Annotated in this window: 15 protein-coding genes and 1 pseudogene; 11 read left to right on the top strand and 5 right to left on the bottom strand. The window is 56.5% G+C overall.

The annotated features are described in order from the left end of the window. Positions 1-224: pseudogene (locus ACMV5H_RS15005) on the top strand (IS481 family transposase); the annotation flags it as partial. 411 nt (positions 225-635) lie between these two features. After that, positions 636-2243: a GMC family oxidoreductase gene (locus ACMV5H_RS15000; protein ID WP_179252840.1), complete on the top strand. Its 1608-nt coding sequence runs from the start codon at positions 636-638 to the stop codon at positions 2241-2243. 5 nt (positions 2244-2248) lie between these two features. Here ACMV5H_RS15000 and miaE read toward each other — a convergent pair whose 3' ends face one another. Both miaE and rraB read right to left on the bottom strand, forming a co-directional pair. Beyond that, complete coding sequence (gene miaE / locus ACMV5H_RS14995) at positions 2249-3010, bottom strand: tRNA isopentenyl-2-thiomethyl-A-37 hydroxylase MiaE (RefSeq protein WP_179252839.1); 762 nt, start codon at positions 3008-3010, stop codon at positions 2249-2251. 44 nt (positions 3011-3054) lie between these two features. After that, the gene (gene rraB, locus ACMV5H_RS14990) at positions 3055-3480 is read right to left on the bottom strand and encodes a ribonuclease E inhibitor RraB (protein WP_414822043.1); all 426 of its coding nucleotides are present in this window, start codon (positions 3478-3480) and stop codon (positions 3055-3057) included. Positions 3481-3642: 162 nt separating this feature from the next. On the opposite strand from rraB, the gene argF reads away from it, so the two are divergent. From argF to ridA, 9 genes are all read left to right on the top strand, one after another. Next, entirely contained in the window at positions 3643-4662 is a 1020-nt protein-coding gene (gene argF / locus ACMV5H_RS14985) for an ornithine carbamoyltransferase (protein WP_179252838.1), read from the top strand. A 221-nt stretch (positions 4663-4883) separates the two neighbouring features. Beyond that, entirely contained in the window at positions 4884-6452 is a 1569-nt protein-coding gene (locus ACMV5H_RS14980; protein WP_414822042.1) for an ABC transporter substrate-binding protein, read from the top strand. 11 nt (positions 6453-6463) lie between these two features. Next, a complete protein-coding gene (locus ACMV5H_RS14975; RefSeq protein WP_414822041.1) occupies positions 6464-7516 on the top strand; it encodes an ABC transporter permease in 1053 nt (350 codons plus the stop codon). Further along, on the top strand, positions 7513-8334 hold the full coding sequence (locus tag ACMV5H_RS14970) for an ABC transporter permease (RefSeq protein WP_414822040.1): 822 nt from the start codon (positions 7513-7515) through the stop codon (positions 8332-8334). Before ACMV5H_RS14975 ends, ACMV5H_RS14970 begins: the two co-directional genes overlap by 4 nt. Beyond that, positions 8327-9163 carry an ABC transporter ATP-binding protein gene (locus ACMV5H_RS14965; protein WP_414822039.1) on the top strand — a complete coding sequence of 279 codons (837 nt, stop codon included), beginning with the start codon at positions 8327-8329 and terminating at the stop codon, positions 9161-9163. Before ACMV5H_RS14970 ends, ACMV5H_RS14965 begins: the two co-directional genes overlap by 8 nt. Next, positions 9150-9866 (top strand): ABC transporter ATP-binding protein, encoded by a 717-nt coding sequence (locus ACMV5H_RS14960; RefSeq protein WP_115159496.1) that lies wholly within the window; start codon positions 9150-9152, stop codon positions 9864-9866. The genes ACMV5H_RS14965 and ACMV5H_RS14960 overlap by 14 nt, the downstream gene beginning before the upstream one ends. A gap of 348 nt (positions 9867-10214) precedes the next feature. Continuing rightward, positions 10215-11150 (top strand): aspartate carbamoyltransferase, encoded by a 936-nt coding sequence (gene pyrB / locus ACMV5H_RS14955; protein ID WP_021179101.1) that lies wholly within the window; start codon positions 10215-10217, stop codon positions 11148-11150. A 12-nt stretch (positions 11151-11162) separates the two neighbouring features. Beyond that, positions 11163-11627: an aspartate carbamoyltransferase regulatory subunit gene (pyrI, locus tag ACMV5H_RS14950; protein WP_414822038.1), complete on the top strand. Its 465-nt coding sequence runs from the start codon at positions 11163-11165 to the stop codon at positions 11625-11627. Positions 11628-11763: 136 nt separating this feature from the next. Then, positions 11764-12150: a 2-iminobutanoate/2-iminopropanoate deaminase gene (ridA, locus tag ACMV5H_RS14945; RefSeq protein ID WP_021179099.1), complete on the top strand. Its 387-nt coding sequence runs from the start codon at positions 11764-11766 to the stop codon at positions 12148-12150. Positions 12151-12207: 57 nt separating this feature from the next. Here the strand turns inward: ridA and ACMV5H_RS14940 are convergent, their stop codons facing one another. From ACMV5H_RS14940 to ACMV5H_RS14930, 3 genes are all read right to left on the bottom strand, one after another. After that, positions 12208-13416 (bottom strand): hypothetical protein, encoded by a 1209-nt coding sequence (locus ACMV5H_RS14940; RefSeq protein WP_223537220.1) that lies wholly within the window; start codon positions 13414-13416, stop codon positions 12208-12210. A gap of 425 nt (positions 13417-13841) precedes the next feature. Continuing rightward, a complete protein-coding gene (metC, locus tag ACMV5H_RS14935) occupies positions 13842-15029 on the bottom strand; it encodes a cystathionine beta-lyase (protein WP_414822037.1) in 1188 nt (395 codons plus the stop codon). A 134-nt stretch (positions 15030-15163) separates the two neighbouring features. Continuing rightward, a complete protein-coding gene (locus ACMV5H_RS14930; protein ID WP_414822036.1) occupies positions 15164-17557 on the bottom strand; it encodes a beta-N-acetylhexosaminidase in 2394 nt (797 codons plus the stop codon). Between the last annotated feature and the right edge of the window lie 108 nt (positions 17558-17665).

The raw sequence follows: 17665 nt of genomic DNA, 5'->3' as shown, positions 1-17665 counted from the left end.
CGGCAGCCGAGTATGACGAGGGGGTCCTGGTCAGGAAAGTGGATGTCAGTGGAAAACTGAGCCTGAAAGGGATGGGTCTGAAAGTGGGCAAGGCCTTTATCGGTGAATATGTCGGGCTGAAGGAAAGCGAGAGAGAGGGCTACTACGAGGTATGGTGGTACAGCACGAAAGTGGGGATGATCGACCTGAGAAGTAGGTCGATCATCATGGGTAAAGGATGTTAAAAAGTGTTCACCATGTCCTTGAACACCTGTCTACCCTGTCCCCGGTCTGTACACTCCCACAGGGAGAGGGGACCGAATGTGCCACAACTTAATTACGGTATACACCCTCGATATCCCCCCTGTTACCAATTAACTTCTTTACCTGACAACTGCGCCTATCGGCTCCCTCTCCTTGGGGAGAGGGTTGGGGTGAGGGAGAGAACACATCACTCACAGAAAAATTATTAACATCAACATCATTCAAAAATTCACACGGTAATTCTATATTTCAACAAGTTAAACTGATTCCGCATGCTTAAATGTAAATTTATTGTGATATTCATTAATAAATTAACGATCGCAAATTGACCTACTATTCTTCTGAGTTACTCTGCCATGACAGTCTCTAACCATCACGCACAGGGAACGGTCATGTCAGAAAATAACTTCGATTACATCATTGTTGGCGCAGGCTCGGCGGGTTGCGTGTTGGCAGCCCAGCTCATCCGCCGTACCCAGGCCCGCATCCTGCTGCTGGAAGCCGGTGGCGACGACAATAATCTGTTTATCAAAATGCCCGCTGGGGTAGCCAAAATCATCGCCAAGAAAAGCTGGCCGTATGAAACCGAACCAGAGCCGCACGCCAATAATCGCCGCATGCAGATCGCCCAGGGCAAGGTGCTGGGCGGCAGTAGCTCGGTCAACGGTATGATCTATCTGCGCGGCCAACCGCAGGATTACGACGACTGGGCGCAACAGTATGGCTGTACCGGCTGGAGCTATCAGGACGTGCTGCCTTACTTCAAACGCGCCGAAGCCAATGAAAGCCTGGCGGATGAGTATCACGGCAACGAAGGGCTGCTGCCGGTCAGCGAGAACCGCTACCGCCATCCGCTCAGCATGGCGTTTATCCGCGCGGGCCAGGAGTTGGATCTGCCCTACCGCAACGACTTTAATGGTGAAAATCAGCATGGTGTAGGTTTCTACCAAACCACCACTCACAATGGTGAACGCGCCAGCACCTCCCGCACCTATCTGCAAGCCGTGCGCGATAACTCGCGGCTAGTGGTGAAACTCAACGCGCTGGTGCATCGCGTCACCTTCGAAAACAACGTGGCAACTGGAGTGGTCTACAGCCTGAACGGTGGCAATGAGATCGCCGCCCATGCCAGCCAGGAAGTGATCCTCAGCGCCGGGGCGGTTGGCTCACCAAAGATCCTGATGCTGTCCGGCATCGGCCCGCGCGAACATCTGGAGCAGTTAGGCATTACGCCGCTGGCCGATCTGCCGGTGGGCAAAAACTTCCACGATCACCTGCATATGTCGATTAACGTCAGCACCCGCGAACCTGTCAGCCTGTTCGGTGCCGATCGGGGATTACAGGCGTTACGCCACGGTGCAGAGTGGCTGGCGTTTCGCAGCGGCGTGTTGACCTCTAACGTACTGGAGGGGGCCGCCTTTGCAGACTCCCTGGGTAATGGCAGGCCAGACGTGCAGGTACATTTCCTGCCGATTCTGGACAGTTGGGACGACGTGCCCGGCGAACCGCTACCGGCGATCCACGGTATGTCGCTCAAGGTCGGTTATCTGCAACCCAAAGCGCGCGGCCAGGTGCAGTTACGCAGCCGTAACCCTGCCGATCCGGTCAAGCTACAGGCCAACTACCTTGGTCATCCAGACGATCTGGCAGGCAGCATTCGCGCGGTGAAATTTGGCCTGCGCTTCCTGGAAACCGCCTCTCTCAAGCCGCTGATTAAAGATCTGCTGATGCCACAACCGGCGTGGGTGAACGATGAGGCGCAGATGGAGGAGTTTGTGCGCAACTTCTGCAAGACGGTCTATCACCCAGTGGGTAGTTGCCGGATGGGGCAAAATACGGAGGACTCGGTGACCGACTTGCAGCTACGAGTGCATGGCTTTGAGCACCTGCGGGTGGTCGACTGTTCGGTGATGCCGCAGGTCACCAGCGGCAACACCAATGCCCCCACCATTATGCTGGCCGAAAAGGCAGTGGATTTGATATTAGGGGAAACGCTGTAATTCCCTCACGCCACTGGCACGCCGCTGTGGAAGCGGAACTCGGTGTCCGGAGAGCGGATCAGTTCCGCTTCCAACTGGCCAAAAAACGCCACGCGTTCGCTGATATCGCCGCCGGCAATTTGCTCTGCCAGCGTCAGGTAATCCTGATAATGGCGGGCTTCGGAACGCAGCAGCGAGACGTAAAACCGGTTCAGCTCATCGTCCAGGAACGGGGCCAGCTTGGCGAAGCGTTCACAGGAGCGGGCCTCGATATACGCGCCGCAGATCAGTTTATCGATCAGGGTAGCCGGATCGTGAGTGCGCACCTCGCGGATCATGCTTTTGGCATAGCGGCTGGCGGTGATCTTTCTATAAGGGATCTGCCGGGCCTGCATGATCTCCAGCACCTGAGAGAAATGATGCAGCTCCTCTTTGATCAGCAACACCATCTTATCGACCAGATCCTGGCCATAGGCCGAGCCATTCTTCGGCAGGATCTTCCTGGTAAACGCGCTCTGGCGGAACAGTTCTTCTGGTACTTCCTGCGCCTCGTGCACAAACGCCTCATAGGGCCTGAGCAGTGCCAGCAGGGCATCTCCACTCTCTTTGTCTGCCACATAGCGGCGGATCAGCCACATGCCGGTCTGCGCCGCTTTCAGCTCGCATACCAGGTGGTCAGTCAGCAACAGTGGCAGGTTTTCCGGGCGACGGGCCGCTTCGATCCATCCATTCGGGGTTTCGCAGTGCAGGAAGTTTAAAATCGGGGATAACAGTGATTGGTATTTCATCGGGTTCTATCAGGGGCCAGCTTGCGCCAGCCCGCAGGATTTAATTAATGACGTTTGCCGTCGTCGTCTTCATCGATAAAGTCGCCGTCTTCGTCGTCGTCGCCTTCTTCACCGTTCGGATCTTCATAGTAGGTGCCCCAACCGTCGTAATTGACACCGCATTTTTCTGCCAGCGCCACCAGTTGTTCTACCTGGCTGTCGATCAGCTCGGCATTCAGCGCAACTTCGCTGATCACGTCACAGCACATCACTATGGAGCCATCTTCCACTTCCAGCTCTTCGGCATCGGTCACTTCGTAGCCCAACTTGAAGGCTTCCACGGCGGCCTGCTCCAAAACGTCAAACTTTTCGGCAGAGAAATGGTGCTCGATGGTGTAGAGCGCATCCGGATCGCTGCCGTCTTCCAGCAGTTCTTCGATGATCAGGCGGGTCTCTTCACGTTGTTCTTCCAGCAATTCGCGGTTTGCCATGCCTCTATCCTCAATAAAATGGGCTTCGTTACTTCTATTTTCACACACCGCTGTCACCGCTGCCACGATAAACGTGAAAGATTTCTGCCTTGGGGTTGAAATTGAATATTCATACATATAAAGTGAATTTAAATTCAATCAAAACGATAGGGATTTACGGAGATGAGCCAGATGAACCCGTTCTACAGTCGTCACTTTTTGAGATTAATGGATTTTACCCCCAGTGAGATCCAGTCCTTGTTGCAGTTGGCCGCCAATTTGAAGCAGGCCAAGAAGCAAGGTCAGGAAACCCGCCATCTGCAAGGCAAGAACATTGCGCTCATCTTCGAAAAAGACTCCACCCGTACCCGATGCTCTTTCGAAGTTGCCGCATTCGATCAGGGCGCTCAGGTGACCTACCTTGGCCCAAGCGGCAGCCAGATCGGCCATAAAGAGTCGATGAAAGACACCGCCCGCGTGCTGGGCCGGATGTACGACGGTATTCAATATCGCGGTTTTGGCCAGTGCCTGGTGGAAACCTTGGCAGAACATGCTGGTGTGCCAGTGTGGAATGGTCTGACCAACGAGTTCCATCCCACCCAACTGCTGGCAGATTTGCTCACCGTGCGTGAACACCTGCCGGGGAAAGCGTTGAGCGAGGTGAAATTCGCTTACATTGGCGATGCACGTAACAATATGGGCAATACCCTGTTGGAAGCCGCCGCGCTAGTGGGCATGGATCTGCGGTTGGTCGCGCCGAGGGCCTGTTGGCCGCAGGCCGAGCTGGTTGCTGAATGCCAGGCGCTGGCACAGCAGACCGGCGGTAAAATCACCCTGACGGAAGATATTGCCGAAGGCGTGCAAGGTGCCGATTTCCTGTATACCGACGTTTGGGTTTCCATGGGGGAAGCCAAAGAAGCCTGGCAGGAGCGGATTGCCCTGCTCAGGCCGTATCAGGTGAATATGGCGATGGTGAAACTGACCGGTAATCCACAGGTGAAGTTCCTGCACTGCTTGCCAGCATTCCATGACGATCAAACCACGTTGGGTAAACAGATGGCCGAGCAGTATGGCATGCACGGCGGTATGGAAGTGACCAACGAGGTGTTCGAGTCGGAGCACAGCATCGTATTCGATCAGGCAGAGAACCGCCTGCACACCATTAAGGCCGTGATGGTCGCCACGCTGAGCAAAACCCTGTAAATCGTCCTCTCCAAAAACCCTTCTTAGTGAAGGGTTTTTTCTGGTTAATCCCCCCTTCTGCCTCTATAGTCTTTTTCGTTATTGTTAATAACTTATTGGCCTTTGCCTGTTTTTTACCAACGTTCTACCGTGGCATTCTGGCGGCGGAAATGCCGTAAAAAACTAATGAGAACAACCTCTTCTCCGTTCTGGTTTACCGGTACATTCAAGGGAAAACGTCTATGAAAGCCAAAGTCTTGCCGCTGTTTATTCTTGCCGCCCTCTCCACCACTACACTAGCCGCCACGCCGCCGAATACGCTGGTGGTGGTGCAGTCACTGGATGATATCGTCAGCCTGGATCCGGCGGAGGCCAATGAGCTTTCCAGCATCCAGACAGTTCCCAGCCTCTATCAACGCCTGGTGCAGGCCGATCGTGATAATCCGGCCAAGGTGATCCCGGTGCTGGCTGAAAGCTGGCAGGATGATGCCGCCGCCAAGACCCTGACGATCAAGCTACGCCCACAGGCAGCGTTTTCCTCCGGTAACCCGCTGATCGCCGACGACGTGATTTTCTCTTATACCCGCGCAGTGAAGATGAACAAGTCACCAGCATTTATCCTCAACGTGCTCGGCTGGCAGCCAGACAATATCGAAAAGCAGCTGAAGAAGATCGACGACCATACCGTACAACTGAGCTGGACGGCAGACGTCAGCCCGGCGGTGGCCCTGAATATCCTCTCGACGCCGATCGCCTCAATCGTCGACAGCAAAGCCGTGCAGCCTAACGTGAAAGGTGACGATTTCGGCAACGCCTGGTTGAAGATGCACTCTGCGGGCAGCGGCCCGTTCAAGATGCGGGTTTACCAGCCGCACCAGGCGATCGTGCTGGATGCCAACCCAACTTCACCGGGCGATAAGCCACTGCTAAGCAACATCATTATCAAAAACGTGCCAGACCCAAGCGCGCGCCGCCTGCTGATCCAGCAAGGGGATGCCGACGTGGCCCGTGAACTCGGCCCGGATCAAACCGCTGCGCTGAAAAGCCAGGCGGGTGTGAAGGTGTTGGAAATCCCTTCCGCCGAGCAGAACTATCTGGTGTTCAACACCGGAAATACCGCCAACCCGCTGCTGAAAAATCCGGCCTTCTGGGAAGCAGCCCGCTATCTGGTAGATTATCAGGGCATCACCAAGGATCTGCTGAAAGGACAATACTTCGTCCATCAAAGCTTCCTGCCGGTCGGCCTACCGGGAGCGCTGGAAGATAACCCGTTCAGCTTCGATCCGGCCAAGGCCAAGGCAATTTTGGAAAAAGCTGGCATCACCAACGCCAGCCTGACGCTGGACGTGGAAAACAAACCGCCGTTCATCACCATCGCCCAGTCGCTACAGGCCAGCTTTGCCCAGGGTGGCGTGAAGCTCGATCTGTTGCCAGCAGCCGGTAGCCAGGTCTATGCCCGCGTACGCGCCAAGCAGCATCAGGCAGCGATCCGCCTGTGGATCCCGGATTACTTCGATGCGCACTCCAACGCCAGCGCCTTCGCCTATAACGATGGCAAAAGCAGCACGGTGGCCGGGCTGAACAGCTGGCAGATCCCTGAGTTGAGCAAACAAACGCTGGCAGCCGTCGCAGAAGCCGAGCCGGCCAAACGCACCGCGCTGTATACCGCCATGCAGCAGGAATTGCAGCGTAGCTCGCCGTATGTGTTTATCGATCAGGCCAAAACGCAGGTGGTGCTGCGCGATAACGTCAAAGGCTATCAACAGGGCCTGAATGCGGATATGGTCTATTACGATCGCGTTAGCAAATAATCAGGATTGCCATGTCGGTAGCAATAAAATCCACGCTGGGAAGCAATGCCCGGCGTCGTCTTTGGGGATTGGCGCAGGGGCTGCTCACGCTGGCGCTGACCCTGTTCGGCCTGTTGTTGATCACCTTCTTACTGTCTGCGCTGTCGCCAGTAGATCGCGTGTTGCAGATCGTCGGCGATCACGCCAGCGCTGCCACCTATGAGCAGGTAAAACAGCAGCTCGGTCTGGATCGCTCTTTGCCGGTGCAGTTCTGGCACTATCTGGAGCGGCTGGCCCATGGCGATCTCGGCACCGCCAGCGCCACCGGCCAGCCAGTGTTGCTGGATTTGCTGCATGCCTTCCCGGCCACGCTGGAACTGGCCACACTCTCGTTGGTGATTGGTGCCCCGCTCGGCGTGCTGGCTGGCATCTTGTGTGCGCGTTTTGCCGGCAGCAAGCTGGATATCGGCGTGCGCTTTATTACCCTGCTCGGCAACTCGGTACCCATCTTCTGGCTGGGGCTGCTGATGCTGTTGCTGTTCTACGCCAAGCTACAGTGGAGCGCCGGACCGGGGCGGTTGGACGATATCTACCAATACACCGTGGAGGCCAAAACCGGATTCGCGCTGATTGATACCTGGCTTTCCGGCGATGCGGGGGCCGTGAGCAATGCGTTGGCACATCTGGTGCTGCCGGTCTGCCTGCTGGCCTATTATTCGTTGGCCAGCATTACCCGCCTGACCCGTTCCGCCTGCCTGAGCGAACTGAATAAAGAGTACATCACCCTGGCACGCGCCAAAGGGGCCAGCGAGATGCGCATCATGTTCCGCCACGTGCTGCCCAACATCAGCGGCACCCTGCTGACAGTGATCGCTCTTGCCTATACCAGCATGCTGGAGGGCGCGGTTCTGACCGAAACCGTGTTCTCCTGGCCGGGCATTGGCCGCTATCTGACCACCGCGCTGTTTGCCGGGGACACCACCGCCATCATGGGTGGTACGCTGCTGATCGGCCTGTGCTTTGTGATTATCAACAATTTCACTGACCTGCTGGTGCGCTTGCTCGATCCGAGGGCGCGCCAATGACTATGACGCTACTTAAACGTTCGCCTTCCGCCACCTGCGGAGCCACCATTCTGCTGGTACTGGTGCTGATAGCGCTGTTCGCGCCTTGGTTGGCACCGGTCGATCCCAACTGGCAAAACGCCGCCAACCGCCTATTACCACCGGGAGCGGGCCATTGGCTCGGCACCGACAGCTATGGCCGCGACGTCCTTTCCCGCCTGATCTACGGCACCCGACCAACCCTTGGGCTAGTGCTGTTGGTCACGGCCATCACCCTGCCGCTCGGCCTGCTGATTGGCGTGCTATCCGGCTATTACGGCGGCTGGCTGGAGCGCGTGCTGATGCGTTTTACCGACGTGGTGATGTCGATGCCACGACTGATCCTGGCCTTTGCCTTTGTGGCGATGCTCGGTCCTGGGCTGGTCAACGGTGCGTTGGCGTTGGCGCTCACCACCTGGCCCGCCTATGCTCGCCAAGCCAGAGCCGAGATCCAACTGCTGCGTAAAAGCGACTACCTGGCCGCTGCCGAGATGATGGGCATTCAGGGGTCACGCCTGCTGTGGGGCCATATTCTGCCCATGTGCCTGCCCTCTGCCGTCGTTCGCCTGGCTTTGGATCTGGCGGGGATTATTCTGGCCGCTGCCGGTCTGGGATTCCTGGGGCTGGGTGCACGACCGCCGATGGCGGAATGGGGATCGATGGTAGCCGACGGGATGCAAGTGATCTTCGATCAGTGGTGGATCGCCGCGATCCCTGGCGGTGCGATCCTGATCAGCAGCCTGGCGTTTAACCTGCTGGGCGACGGCCTGCGCGACTTACTGGATCCGCATCATGACTGAACCACTGCTGACAGCACAGAACCTGAGTATCGAATTTAACGGCCACAAGGTAGTGGATAGCCTTTCTTTCAGCATTGGCCGGGAGAAAGTGGCGCTGGTGGGGGAATCCGGCTCAGGCAAATCCATGACCGCCCGTGCCCTGATGGGGCTGGTGCGTAAGCCTGGCATCGTCACCGCCGATAAGCTGCACTATCGTGAGACCGATTTATTGAAGCTTCAGCCACGCCAATGGAACGAGGTACGCGGCGCCAAAATCGCCATGGTGCTGCAAGATCCACGCTACGCATTGAATCCGGTACGCAGCATTGGTAAGCAGATCGAAGAATCCCTGGTGCTGCATAACGCACTAACCCGGGCCGATCGCCATGAGCGGGTGCTGAACTCACTGGCCGCCGTCGGCTTGCCGGAGAGTCTCTATCACAGCTACCCCGGCCAGCTTTCCGGCGGCATGGGGCAACGTGCCATGTTGGCGATTGCGCTGGTCAACGATCCGCAACTGCTGATTGCCGATGAGCCAACCTCGGCGCTGGATGCCAGATTGCGTAATCAGATCCTCGATCTGATCGTCGAACAAACCACGCGGCGTAACATGGGGCTGTTGCTGATCAGCCACGATCTGCCGCTGGTGGCCGAGCGCTGCGACCGGGTATTGGTGATGTATCAGGGCAAGCTGGTGGATCAGGGGATCGCGGCCAACCTGCCACTAGCCACTCATCCTTACACTCGCACGCTGTGGGCCTGCCGCCCCAATGCCAGCACCTACGGCCAGGATCTGCTGGTGCTGGATCGCAGCATCGATTTTACCCGGAGTGAACATGGCGCTGATTGAAATTGAAAATTTGCAGGTCAGCTTCCCACAGGGCAACGGCCATAAGATCGCTGTGGAGTCGGTCAGCTTTGGCGTTGAGGCGGGGGAAACCTTCAGCCTGATTGGGGCTTCAGGCTGCGGCAAATCTACCGTGCTGCGCGTGCTGGCCGGTTTGCAACGTGAATGGCGCGGAGAAGTTCGCTTGCTCGGCCAGCCTCTGCAACCACAGCAACGGTTCACCGGCCAATTACGCCGCGACGTGCAGATGGTGTTTCAAGATCCCTACGCTTCGTTACATCCGCAGCATCAGATTGCCCGTACGCTGGGTGAACCGTTGAAGATCCACGGTGAAAAACACATTACGGCGCGGATCGACGAAGCCTTGCGGCAGGTAGGGCTGAGCGAGGCCACGGCACAGCGTTATCCCCACCAGCTTTCCGGTGGCCAGCGCCAGCGCGTTGCTATCGCCCGTGCCTTGCTGCTGCGGCCTAAGCTTCTGCTGTTGGATGAGCCCACCTCGGCGCTGGATATGTCAGTACAGGCTGAGATCCTCAACCTGCTCAACCATCTCAAACGCGAGCATGGCATGACCTATCTGCTGGTCAGTCACGACGGCGACGTGATAGCCCATATGTCCGAACGCGCCGCCCTGATGGAAAACGGCCACATCGTGCAGCATTACGACCGGGCTGCCTTACAGGCCGGTGAGCATATGCATGATTAAGCGCTAGCGGCAGCATGGCCAAACAACCAGACACCAAGTTCTACTCGCAGCGGTAATCATCAAGCCAATCGATTGCGAAATCGCAAAAAGTGGTGTTTTTACCCTTGCAGAGAAAAAAAGCGCGAGTATAATGCGCGACAATTTGCCAGGAGAAAGCATGAAAAACGAGCTTTGTTTTGTTCGCCACACTCGACAAGACCGCCAGCCAATCGGCGGGCAACTGCCGTTATTTCCCCTGTTGCATGAACCATCATTTAAAGCCCCTCGTTGAGGGGCTTTTTTTTGTCCAAAGCATTGCTATTACATTGAAAAGCCCCGCGCCAAGGGCAAGAGTCGAGGAGAGTGAACATGGCCAATCCGCTGTATCGCAAGAACATCATCTCTATTAACGATCTCAGCCGTGAAGATCTGGAGCTGGTGCTCAGCACCGCCGCCAGCCTGAAAGCTAACCCGCAGCCGGAGCTGCTCAAACACCTGGTGATCGCCAGTTGCTTCTTTGAAGCGTCTACGCGTACCCGCCTGTCGTTTGAGACCGCCATCCAGCGCCTGGGGGCTTCGGTGGTCGGCTTCTCCGACAGCAGCAACACCTCCCTCGGCAAAAAGGGCGAAACGCTGGCCGATACCATCTCGGTGATCAGCACCTACGTTGATGCCATTGTGATGCGTCATCCGCAGGAAGGCGCTTCCCGTCTGGCCGCTGAATTCTCTGGCGGTATCCCGGTGTTGAATGCCGGTGACGGCTCGAACCAGCACCCAACCCAAACGCTGCTGGATCTGTTCACCATCCAGGAAACCCAGGGCCGCCTGAGCAATATCAATATCGCCATGGTCGGCGACCTGAAATATGGCCGCACCGTGCATTCACTCACCCAGGCGCTGGCAAAATATGAAGGGAACCACTTCTTCTTCATCGCACCAGATGCCCTGGCAATGCCGAGCTATATCCTGAAGATGCTGGACGAAAAAGGCATCTCCTACAGCCGCCACAACAGCATTGAGGAAGTGGTGCCGGAACTGGATATTCTGTATATGACCCGCGTGCAGAAAGAGCGTCTGGACCCGTCCGAATACGCCAACGTGAAGGCGCAGTTCATCCTGCGTGCGTCTGACTTGGCCGGAGCCCGGGACAACATGAAGGTGCTGCATCCGCTGCCGCGCATCGACGAGATTGCCATTGAGGTGGACAAGACACCGTATGCCCACTATTTCCAACAGGCAGGCAACGGTATTTACGCCCGTCAGGCGCTGTTGGCACTGGTTTTAAACGCAGAATTGGCTCTTTAAGGGGGAACCGTCATGACTCACGATAACAAACTCCAGGTTGAAGCGATCAAGTGCGGCACGGTAATCGACCATATTCCGGCGCAAATCGGCTTTAAGCTGCTCTCGCTGTTCAAACTGACCGCCACCGATCAGCGCATCACCATCGGCCTGAACCTGCCCTCCAAAGCGCTGGGCCGCAAGGATTTGATCAAGATCGAGAACACCTTCCTGACCGAGCAGCAGGCCAACCAGCTGGCGATGTACGCGCCCAAGGCCACGGTCAACCGTATCGATAACTATGAAGTGGTGCGCAAGCTGACGCTCAGCCTGCCGGATCATATCGACGGCGTACTGACCTGCCCGAACAGCAACTGCATCAGCCGTAGCGAGCCGGTGGCCTCCAGTTTCAGCGTCAAATCCCATGCTGGGGAAGTGCACCTGAAGTGCCGTTACTGCGAGAAAGAGTTCGATCATCAGGTGGTGTTACAGACGGACTAAAATTGGGGGGTGGCGCTGTCAATCTGGCGGGCACCCTTTATAATGGTGCGTCGTAGGGGCGCTGCATGCTGCGTCCATGTGAGTTTACGGCGGGCCGACTCGCCGTTTGAACAACAACAGGATATCAGGAGAAAAAATGTCACGTAATATCAGCACTGAACTCGCGCCAGCCGCCATTGGTCCTTACGTGCAGGGCGTTGACCTGGGCAGCATGATCATCACCTCCGGCCAGATCCCGGTCGATCCGAAAACCGGTGCCGTACCCGATGACGTTGCCGCTCAGGCGCGCCAGTCATTGGCCAACGTGAAGGCGATCGTGGAAGCCGCAGGCCTGAAAGTGGGCGACATCGTTAAAACTACCGTTTTCGTCAAAGACCTCAACGACTTCGCTACCGTTAACGCGGCCTATGAAGCGTTCTTCACCGAGCACAACGCCTCGTTCCCAGCGCGTTCTTGCGTTGAAGTGGCACGTTTGCCAAAAGACGTGAAAATCGAGATCGAAGCCATCGCCGTTCGCCGTTAATCGGCAACCCGGTGCGATCGAATGCGGCCAGCCTTTGCTGGCCGTTTTATTTCGCGGTTACTGACTCGCCATAATATCCCGGCTAGCGCATTCAGGATCGGCCTGCGCGGAAACGGCCTCCATCATAAAACCGCCGACAATCGGCTGAATAATAAAATAGGCCTGTTGCTCCGCAACCGCAGGTTTTAAGCGGGATGCATCGCGTGCGCTAAACAGCATTTCGACCTGATAACGCTCCGGCTTACCCTTGCATAACCGTACAGCTCCGTAGTTGCCATAGCGGTTTTTCAACAACTGGTGCTGATCTGCCAATGCGCTGGCGGCCTGTGGCATACTCCAGCGGTTCGCCGTCTCGTCGTCAACCTGTAGCCATTCATCCACAAAATCGCGCCCGTTCATAGCCGCTGGTTGAATCCGCTCTACCCGCTCGCCATTGATGCGATAGCGGAAGATTCCTTGGCGCGTCATCACGTCCGAATCCAACATGCCTACCTCTGCCCGCACTTCAAATCCTTGCGGAGTAGTTTTAACACGTAGGGCCGGCGTGTCGTCGTCCGTAAAACGGACATAATCTTCCTGGGTGTGGAATAACGTGCGCTGTTCCGCATTCTGCGTTGCCAATTCAATCAAGTTGAGCTGAAACACGCTCCACCGAGACGTGCACCAGGGCGTACCCTGTGCCACTACCATTCTGGGCGTTGTGGCTGGCTGTGGAGAAGGGATCAGGTGGTAGGTAAAGTTGTCGCCAAAGGCACCCGAAATCTTATGATAGTCATCGCTTTGCCAGCGCAGAATGCGGCTCCATTTCCCCTCGCGCCGCTGATAGGCCAGCAGCACGTTGTCGTCGCCGCACGGAATTGCGAAACCACTGCGGATCAGCACAATATCGGGGAATTCAGGCTGGCGGGTGACTTCAAAACCTGGCTCTGAGCCATAGAAGTTCGATTCCGGCACTTGTACTGGCAAAGCGACCATGGGCAACAGCGCTTGCTGAAGTGAGGCGTCATCGCTGTCTATGGGGCTGCAACTGAGATGGCCATCGATCCCCTTCACCAGGGCATCCTTGTACTTATGGAGTTGTTCGCGGGCAATGGCGGAAACGGCAGTATCACCGCCCTCTTCCCCATCTTCCTTGACGGCCTGTAGCTCTGTCAGTGCACTTCTGGTGTATTGGTTGAGGCGTTCAAGCGATTGCGGTGTGCAATCGGCCTGCGCCAGTACGCTGGCGGCTAACCCGAGGCACAGCAGCACGATTTTCTGCAACATGACGGATCCTTGTCATTGAAGCCATATTGATGATAGGTGAAGCTACCCTACACCTGGGGCTTTCCTCTCTCAATAGAAATTCCTGGCCAGTTTAAATGCCGCTAATCGGTGTGGGAAAGATGATTGAAATGTTCTGGTTTGGCCATGGTGAATTCTCCCTCACCCCAACCCACTCCCCAAGGAGAGGGAGCCAGTTCAGTGCTGTTATCAGGTGCGGGAGTTAGTCTGTGACATGTAAACCGATCATAGTCAATCTGTGGCATGTGCAGTCCCCTCTGCATTTCCCCAAGGAGAGGGAGCTGATAGCCTCTGCTCTTTTGGAAGTAAAGAGGTAATACCGCCCAGCAGAGCCAAGGTAAGTGACTACAATTTCAAACACACTCGGTCGGTCCCCTCTCCCTGTGGGAGAGGGTTAGGGTGAGGGGTCACTTCAGACGCGCAAAGCCCGCTTCCAGATCGGCGATCAGGTCGTCAATATTCTCAAAACCAATATGAACACGCACTAATGTGCCGCTAAAGTCCACCTTGGCTGCCGGGCGGATCTCGTTCAATTCTTCCGGCTGGTTGGCCAGGATCAGCGATTCAAACCCGCCCCACGAATAGGCCATGCTGAAATGCTCAAAATGGTCCAGATAGTGGGCAAGCTGCTCATTGGTCAGCCGTCCTTTCAGCACAAAAGAGAATAACCCGCAGCTACCGCTGAAATCCCGCTGGAAGAATTCATGCCCTTTACAAGAAAGCAGCGCCGGATGGTTGACCCGCTCCACCTCCGGCCGTGCCGCCAACCATTCGGCAATGGCGATACTGCTGATCTCATGTTGCTTGAGGCGGACACCCAGCGTTCTCAGGCCACGGCTACCGTTATAGGCGGTATCCGCGTCGGCCATTTGCCCCATCAGGTAGGAGTTTTCACGCAGTTGGTCCCAGCAACGAGCGTTCGACACGGCGGTACCCAGCATCGCGTCGGAATGGCCAATGATGTATTTGGTTCCGGCCTGAATAGAGATATCCACGCCAAAATCCAGCGCCTTGAACAGAATGCCCGCCGCCCAGGTGTTATCAATCATGATGACGATATCTGGGTTAACCGCCCGGGCCGCCTTCACCATCGCCGGTACGTCCTGGACTTCCATGGTGATAGAGCTTGGGGATTCAAGGAACAGCACTTTGGTATTGGGCTGGATCAGCTCGGCAATCCCGGCACCGATCAGCGGGTCATAATAGGTGGTTGCCACGCCCAGCTTGCTCAGGATCTTGTTGCAGAAATCCTGCGTCGGCTCATAGGCGGCTCCGGTCATCAGGATATGGTCGCCACTGGCAACAAACGCCAGGATAGCATTAGTGACAGCCGCCGCCCCACAAGGGTAAAGCGAGCAGCCTACCCCGCCTTCCAGCTCGGCCATCGCGTCCTGGAATGAGAAATGCGTCAGGGTGCCGCGACGCCCGTAGAATAGCTCACCTTTAGCACGGTTGGCGGTGGCAAACTTTTTGGCCTTCACCGTATCAAAGGTTAAGGAAGAGGCGCGTTGGATCACCGGGTTGACCGATCCTTGGGTGAATCGAGGCTTACGGCCAGCGGTGACCAGGGCGGTTTCTATTTTTTTAGCTGTCATAATCTGCCTGCTATTTATCGTCAATCAATAAAGTAGAGCGATATCCTTCACCTTTCAAGCTGAAGCTTGATAACGATAAAGCTCTCACCAAGGAAAGCAACGGGGACGGCAATAGCGGCCATCCCCTGTCAGGATTATTGCACCTTTACGGCGCGCAACAGCGTTTCCAGCGGGTACACCGCCGCAATCACCACTTCATCCCGGATCTGTGCTGCCGCACCCAACTGTTGCTGAGCCTGTTCCGCCTCGTCTTTACTCAAAGGCTTCCCTTGCTGATAGCGTTCCAACAGCATCAAGCCCAGATCGGCCAACGCGCTGACATCCTGTACCACCGGTGCCAAATCCTTCATCACCACGTTACCGGCTATCACCTGCTTCACCGGTGCACCGTTACGTTGCCAGCGTTGCAGACGTTCACGGATCGCCTCCGCCGCTGCCCGATGGTTCTTGTCTTTGAGCAACAACGCCACCTGCTGATCGAGATCGCGTACCGCCGCACTTTCCGGTGGGATGGCATCGGCAAAGCGGTTCAGCGGCTCAAATTGATGGTAATTACCTGCCTTGAACTTCAGGTGCTGACGGGTGTAATACTGCCCCGGCTCCACCGCTTCGGCCAAGACCTGCAATGGGGTGATATCGACGCTGTTAGCTAAGCGGGTAAACTCACGCGCCGTTTCAGCGTGCTGTTGCAGGCCAACAGACACCACCGACCAGGCATCTATCGCCGCCAGGCGTTGGTACATATTGTCCTCATTGGTCACATCCTTGACCGACCACATACGTTCCGCTACGGCAAAGGTTCTTGGCCACAGCTTGAGATCGAGCACCGGTGCGCGGATGTTTTCCGCCCAGAAGGCGGCTTCGCCCCCCAGAATATTGGCCTGATGCTGCTCATCCGGCACCACCGGCATCACGCCCGCCGGGATCGTCGTCAATTTACTGCCGCTGGTTGGGTAGCGCACGTTGCCCACCAGCGTGTAACCGCTCAATTGGTCCTGCTGCAAAGTAAATACCGGACGCGTGTCACCCATCCAGGTATCAATGCGGAAGGTCACCTGTTCTGGCGTACGCCAATCGATATCCCGTACAGCACGGCGCGATTTGTCTTTGAAATCGATAAAGCCACGCCATCCCTGCTTGCCTTCGATCAGCGTGAAGGTGCCTTCCACCGGGCTCCCCTTGAAACGCGGCATGCTGAACTGCCAGCTCTGCGCCTGCTCCCCCGCCTGCACGTTGGTATCTACCCCCAGCGGCTGCGGCAAAATTTCATTGCGATAGTGGTAGGCGGTGCTGTGCGGCTGATCGAGATAGAAACCGGTGGAGAGAATGCCTTGATAGCCATCCTGGGCGCTGGCCCCTAGCGAATCTGGCCCACGCCAGGATTGGATCACGATGGTGCGCGGCAAGGTCGGATGGTAAATCTCATCCCAACCCACCATGCGGCGCTGATGCTTTTCGAGGATCTTTTCCAGCTTCTGGTTGAAGAAAGCCTGCAGCGCATGGGCATCCGCCAGCTGGTTCTGCTGCATAAACGCCTGGATGGTTTTGGACTCTTTCCACTGGGTGGCATCCACCTCATCCCCACCGATATGCAAGTAAGGATCGGGGAAGATCGCCACCAATTCGCCGATGATGCTGTCGACAAACTGATAAACCTGGTCGTTCGAAGGATCGAGCGTGGGCTTGTGGACACCCCAGTGGCGTTCCATCTGATACGGCCCCGGCGCGCTGAGCAGCTCTGGGTAGGCAACGGCAATGGTAGAAGCATGACCCGGAAGATCGATTTCTGGCACCACCCGGATACCCCGTGCCGTGGCGTAGGCGACTACCTGCTGCATCTGTTCACGGGTGTAGAAATGGCCGTCACTGGCTAGTTGCTGTAGCTTTGGATAGTGCTCGGAAGCAAAGCGCCAGCCCTGATCGTCGGTTAGATGCCAGTGGAATACGTTGAGTTTAGCGGCCGCCATGCCATCAAGCTGGCGCAGAATATCCTCGACCGGCAGGAAATGGCGCGCCGAATCCAGCAGCACGCCGCGCCAAGGGAAACGCGGGACGTCGGTAATAAACACCTGCGGCATGAAAGTGTTTTCACCGTCGGTCTGCACCAGTTGCAGCAGCGTTTCCATGCCGCGTAGCGCACCGAAGCGAGTGTTGGCCGTCAGCGTCGCGCCCTGCGATGTCACCTTGAGCTGGTAGCTCTCATCGCTATCCGGTAACGGCTGGGCTGCAACCTGGTGTTTGATGATGATGTTGATCGTTGCCGCCTGGTTTTTCTCGCCCTGTGGGGCCAACGTCCAACCGGTTTGCCGTTCAAGGCGATCGCGCCAGCGAGCCTGCGCTTCGCTCAAGTCATCGCCCTGAACGTTGAACGATAAGCGGTAATCCAGCACCAGCTTGCCTTGCGGCTGAGCTAACTCAACCTGCTGCGGCCAGGGCATCAGCGGCAGATCGCCAGCCGGTTTAGCCAGCGCATTAAGGGAAAATAACAGCGAAGAAGCCAGTAGCGTATAACTGAAGGGTTTGTGCATCGGAAATTCCTCAGAGGAAAAATCAATCTAGCCAAGGAAGTAGATAAAGACCGAGCCGGAGGGAGATGTCCAACCGCAGGGGCAAAACGGTGCGATGGATCACAAATT

It is taken from the genome of Serratia sp. N21D137, from assembly GCF_047530005.1.
In the GTDB taxonomy this organism is placed as follows: domain Bacteria; phylum Pseudomonadota; class Gammaproteobacteria; order Enterobacterales; family Enterobacteriaceae; genus Chania; species Chania fonticola_B.
Note: the sequence above shows the minus strand (reverse complement) of the source record. Positions and strands in the feature narration are given on the sequence as shown.

Excerpts from the sequence above, each read along its gene's own strand:
- pyrB (WP_021179101.1), top strand. The coding sequence starts at position 10,215 with ATGGCCAATCCGCTGTATCGCAAGAACATCATCTCTATTAACGATCTC.
- ACMV5H_RS14970 (WP_414822040.1), top strand. The coding sequence starts at position 7,513 with ATGACTATGACGCTACTTAAACGTTCGCCTTCCGCCACCTGCGGAGCC.
- ACMV5H_RS14975 (WP_414822041.1), top strand. The coding sequence starts at position 6,464 with ATGTCGGTAGCAATAAAATCCACGCTGGGAAGCAATGCCCGGCGTCGT.
- pyrI (WP_414822038.1), top strand. The coding sequence starts at position 11,163 with ATGACTCACGATAACAAACTCCAGGTTGAAGCGATCAAGTGCGGCACG.
- miaE (WP_179252839.1), bottom strand. The coding sequence starts at position 3,010 with ATGAAATACCAATCACTGTTATCCCCGATTTTAAACTTCCTGCACTGC.
- ridA (WP_021179099.1), top strand. The coding sequence starts at position 11,764 with ATGTCACGTAATATCAGCACTGAACTCGCGCCAGCCGCCATTGGTCCT.
- ACMV5H_RS14940 (WP_223537220.1), bottom strand. The coding sequence starts at position 13,416 with ATGTTGCAGAAAATCGTGCTGCTGTGCCTCGGGTTAGCCGCCAGCGTA.
- ACMV5H_RS14960 (WP_115159496.1), top strand. The coding sequence starts at position 9,150 with ATGGCGCTGATTGAAATTGAAAATTTGCAGGTCAGCTTCCCACAGGGC.
- ACMV5H_RS14930 (WP_414822036.1), bottom strand. The coding sequence starts at position 17,557 with ATGCACAAACCCTTCAGTTATACGCTACTGGCTTCTTCGCTGTTATTT.
- ACMV5H_RS15000 (WP_179252840.1), top strand. The coding sequence starts at position 636 with ATGTCAGAAAATAACTTCGATTACATCATTGTTGGCGCAGGCTCGGCG.
- ACMV5H_RS14965 (WP_414822039.1), top strand. The coding sequence starts at position 8,327 with ATGACTGAACCACTGCTGACAGCACAGAACCTGAGTATCGAATTTAAC.
- ACMV5H_RS14980 (WP_414822042.1), top strand. The coding sequence starts at position 4,884 with ATGAAAGCCAAAGTCTTGCCGCTGTTTATTCTTGCCGCCCTCTCCACC.
- argF (WP_179252838.1), top strand. The coding sequence starts at position 3,643 with ATGAGCCAGATGAACCCGTTCTACAGTCGTCACTTTTTGAGATTAATG.
- metC (WP_414822037.1), bottom strand. The coding sequence starts at position 15,029 with ATGACAGCTAAAAAAATAGAAACCGCCCTGGTCACCGCTGGCCGTAAG.
- rraB (WP_414822043.1), bottom strand. The coding sequence starts at position 3,480 with ATGGCAAACCGCGAATTGCTGGAAGAACAACGTGAAGAGACCCGCCTG.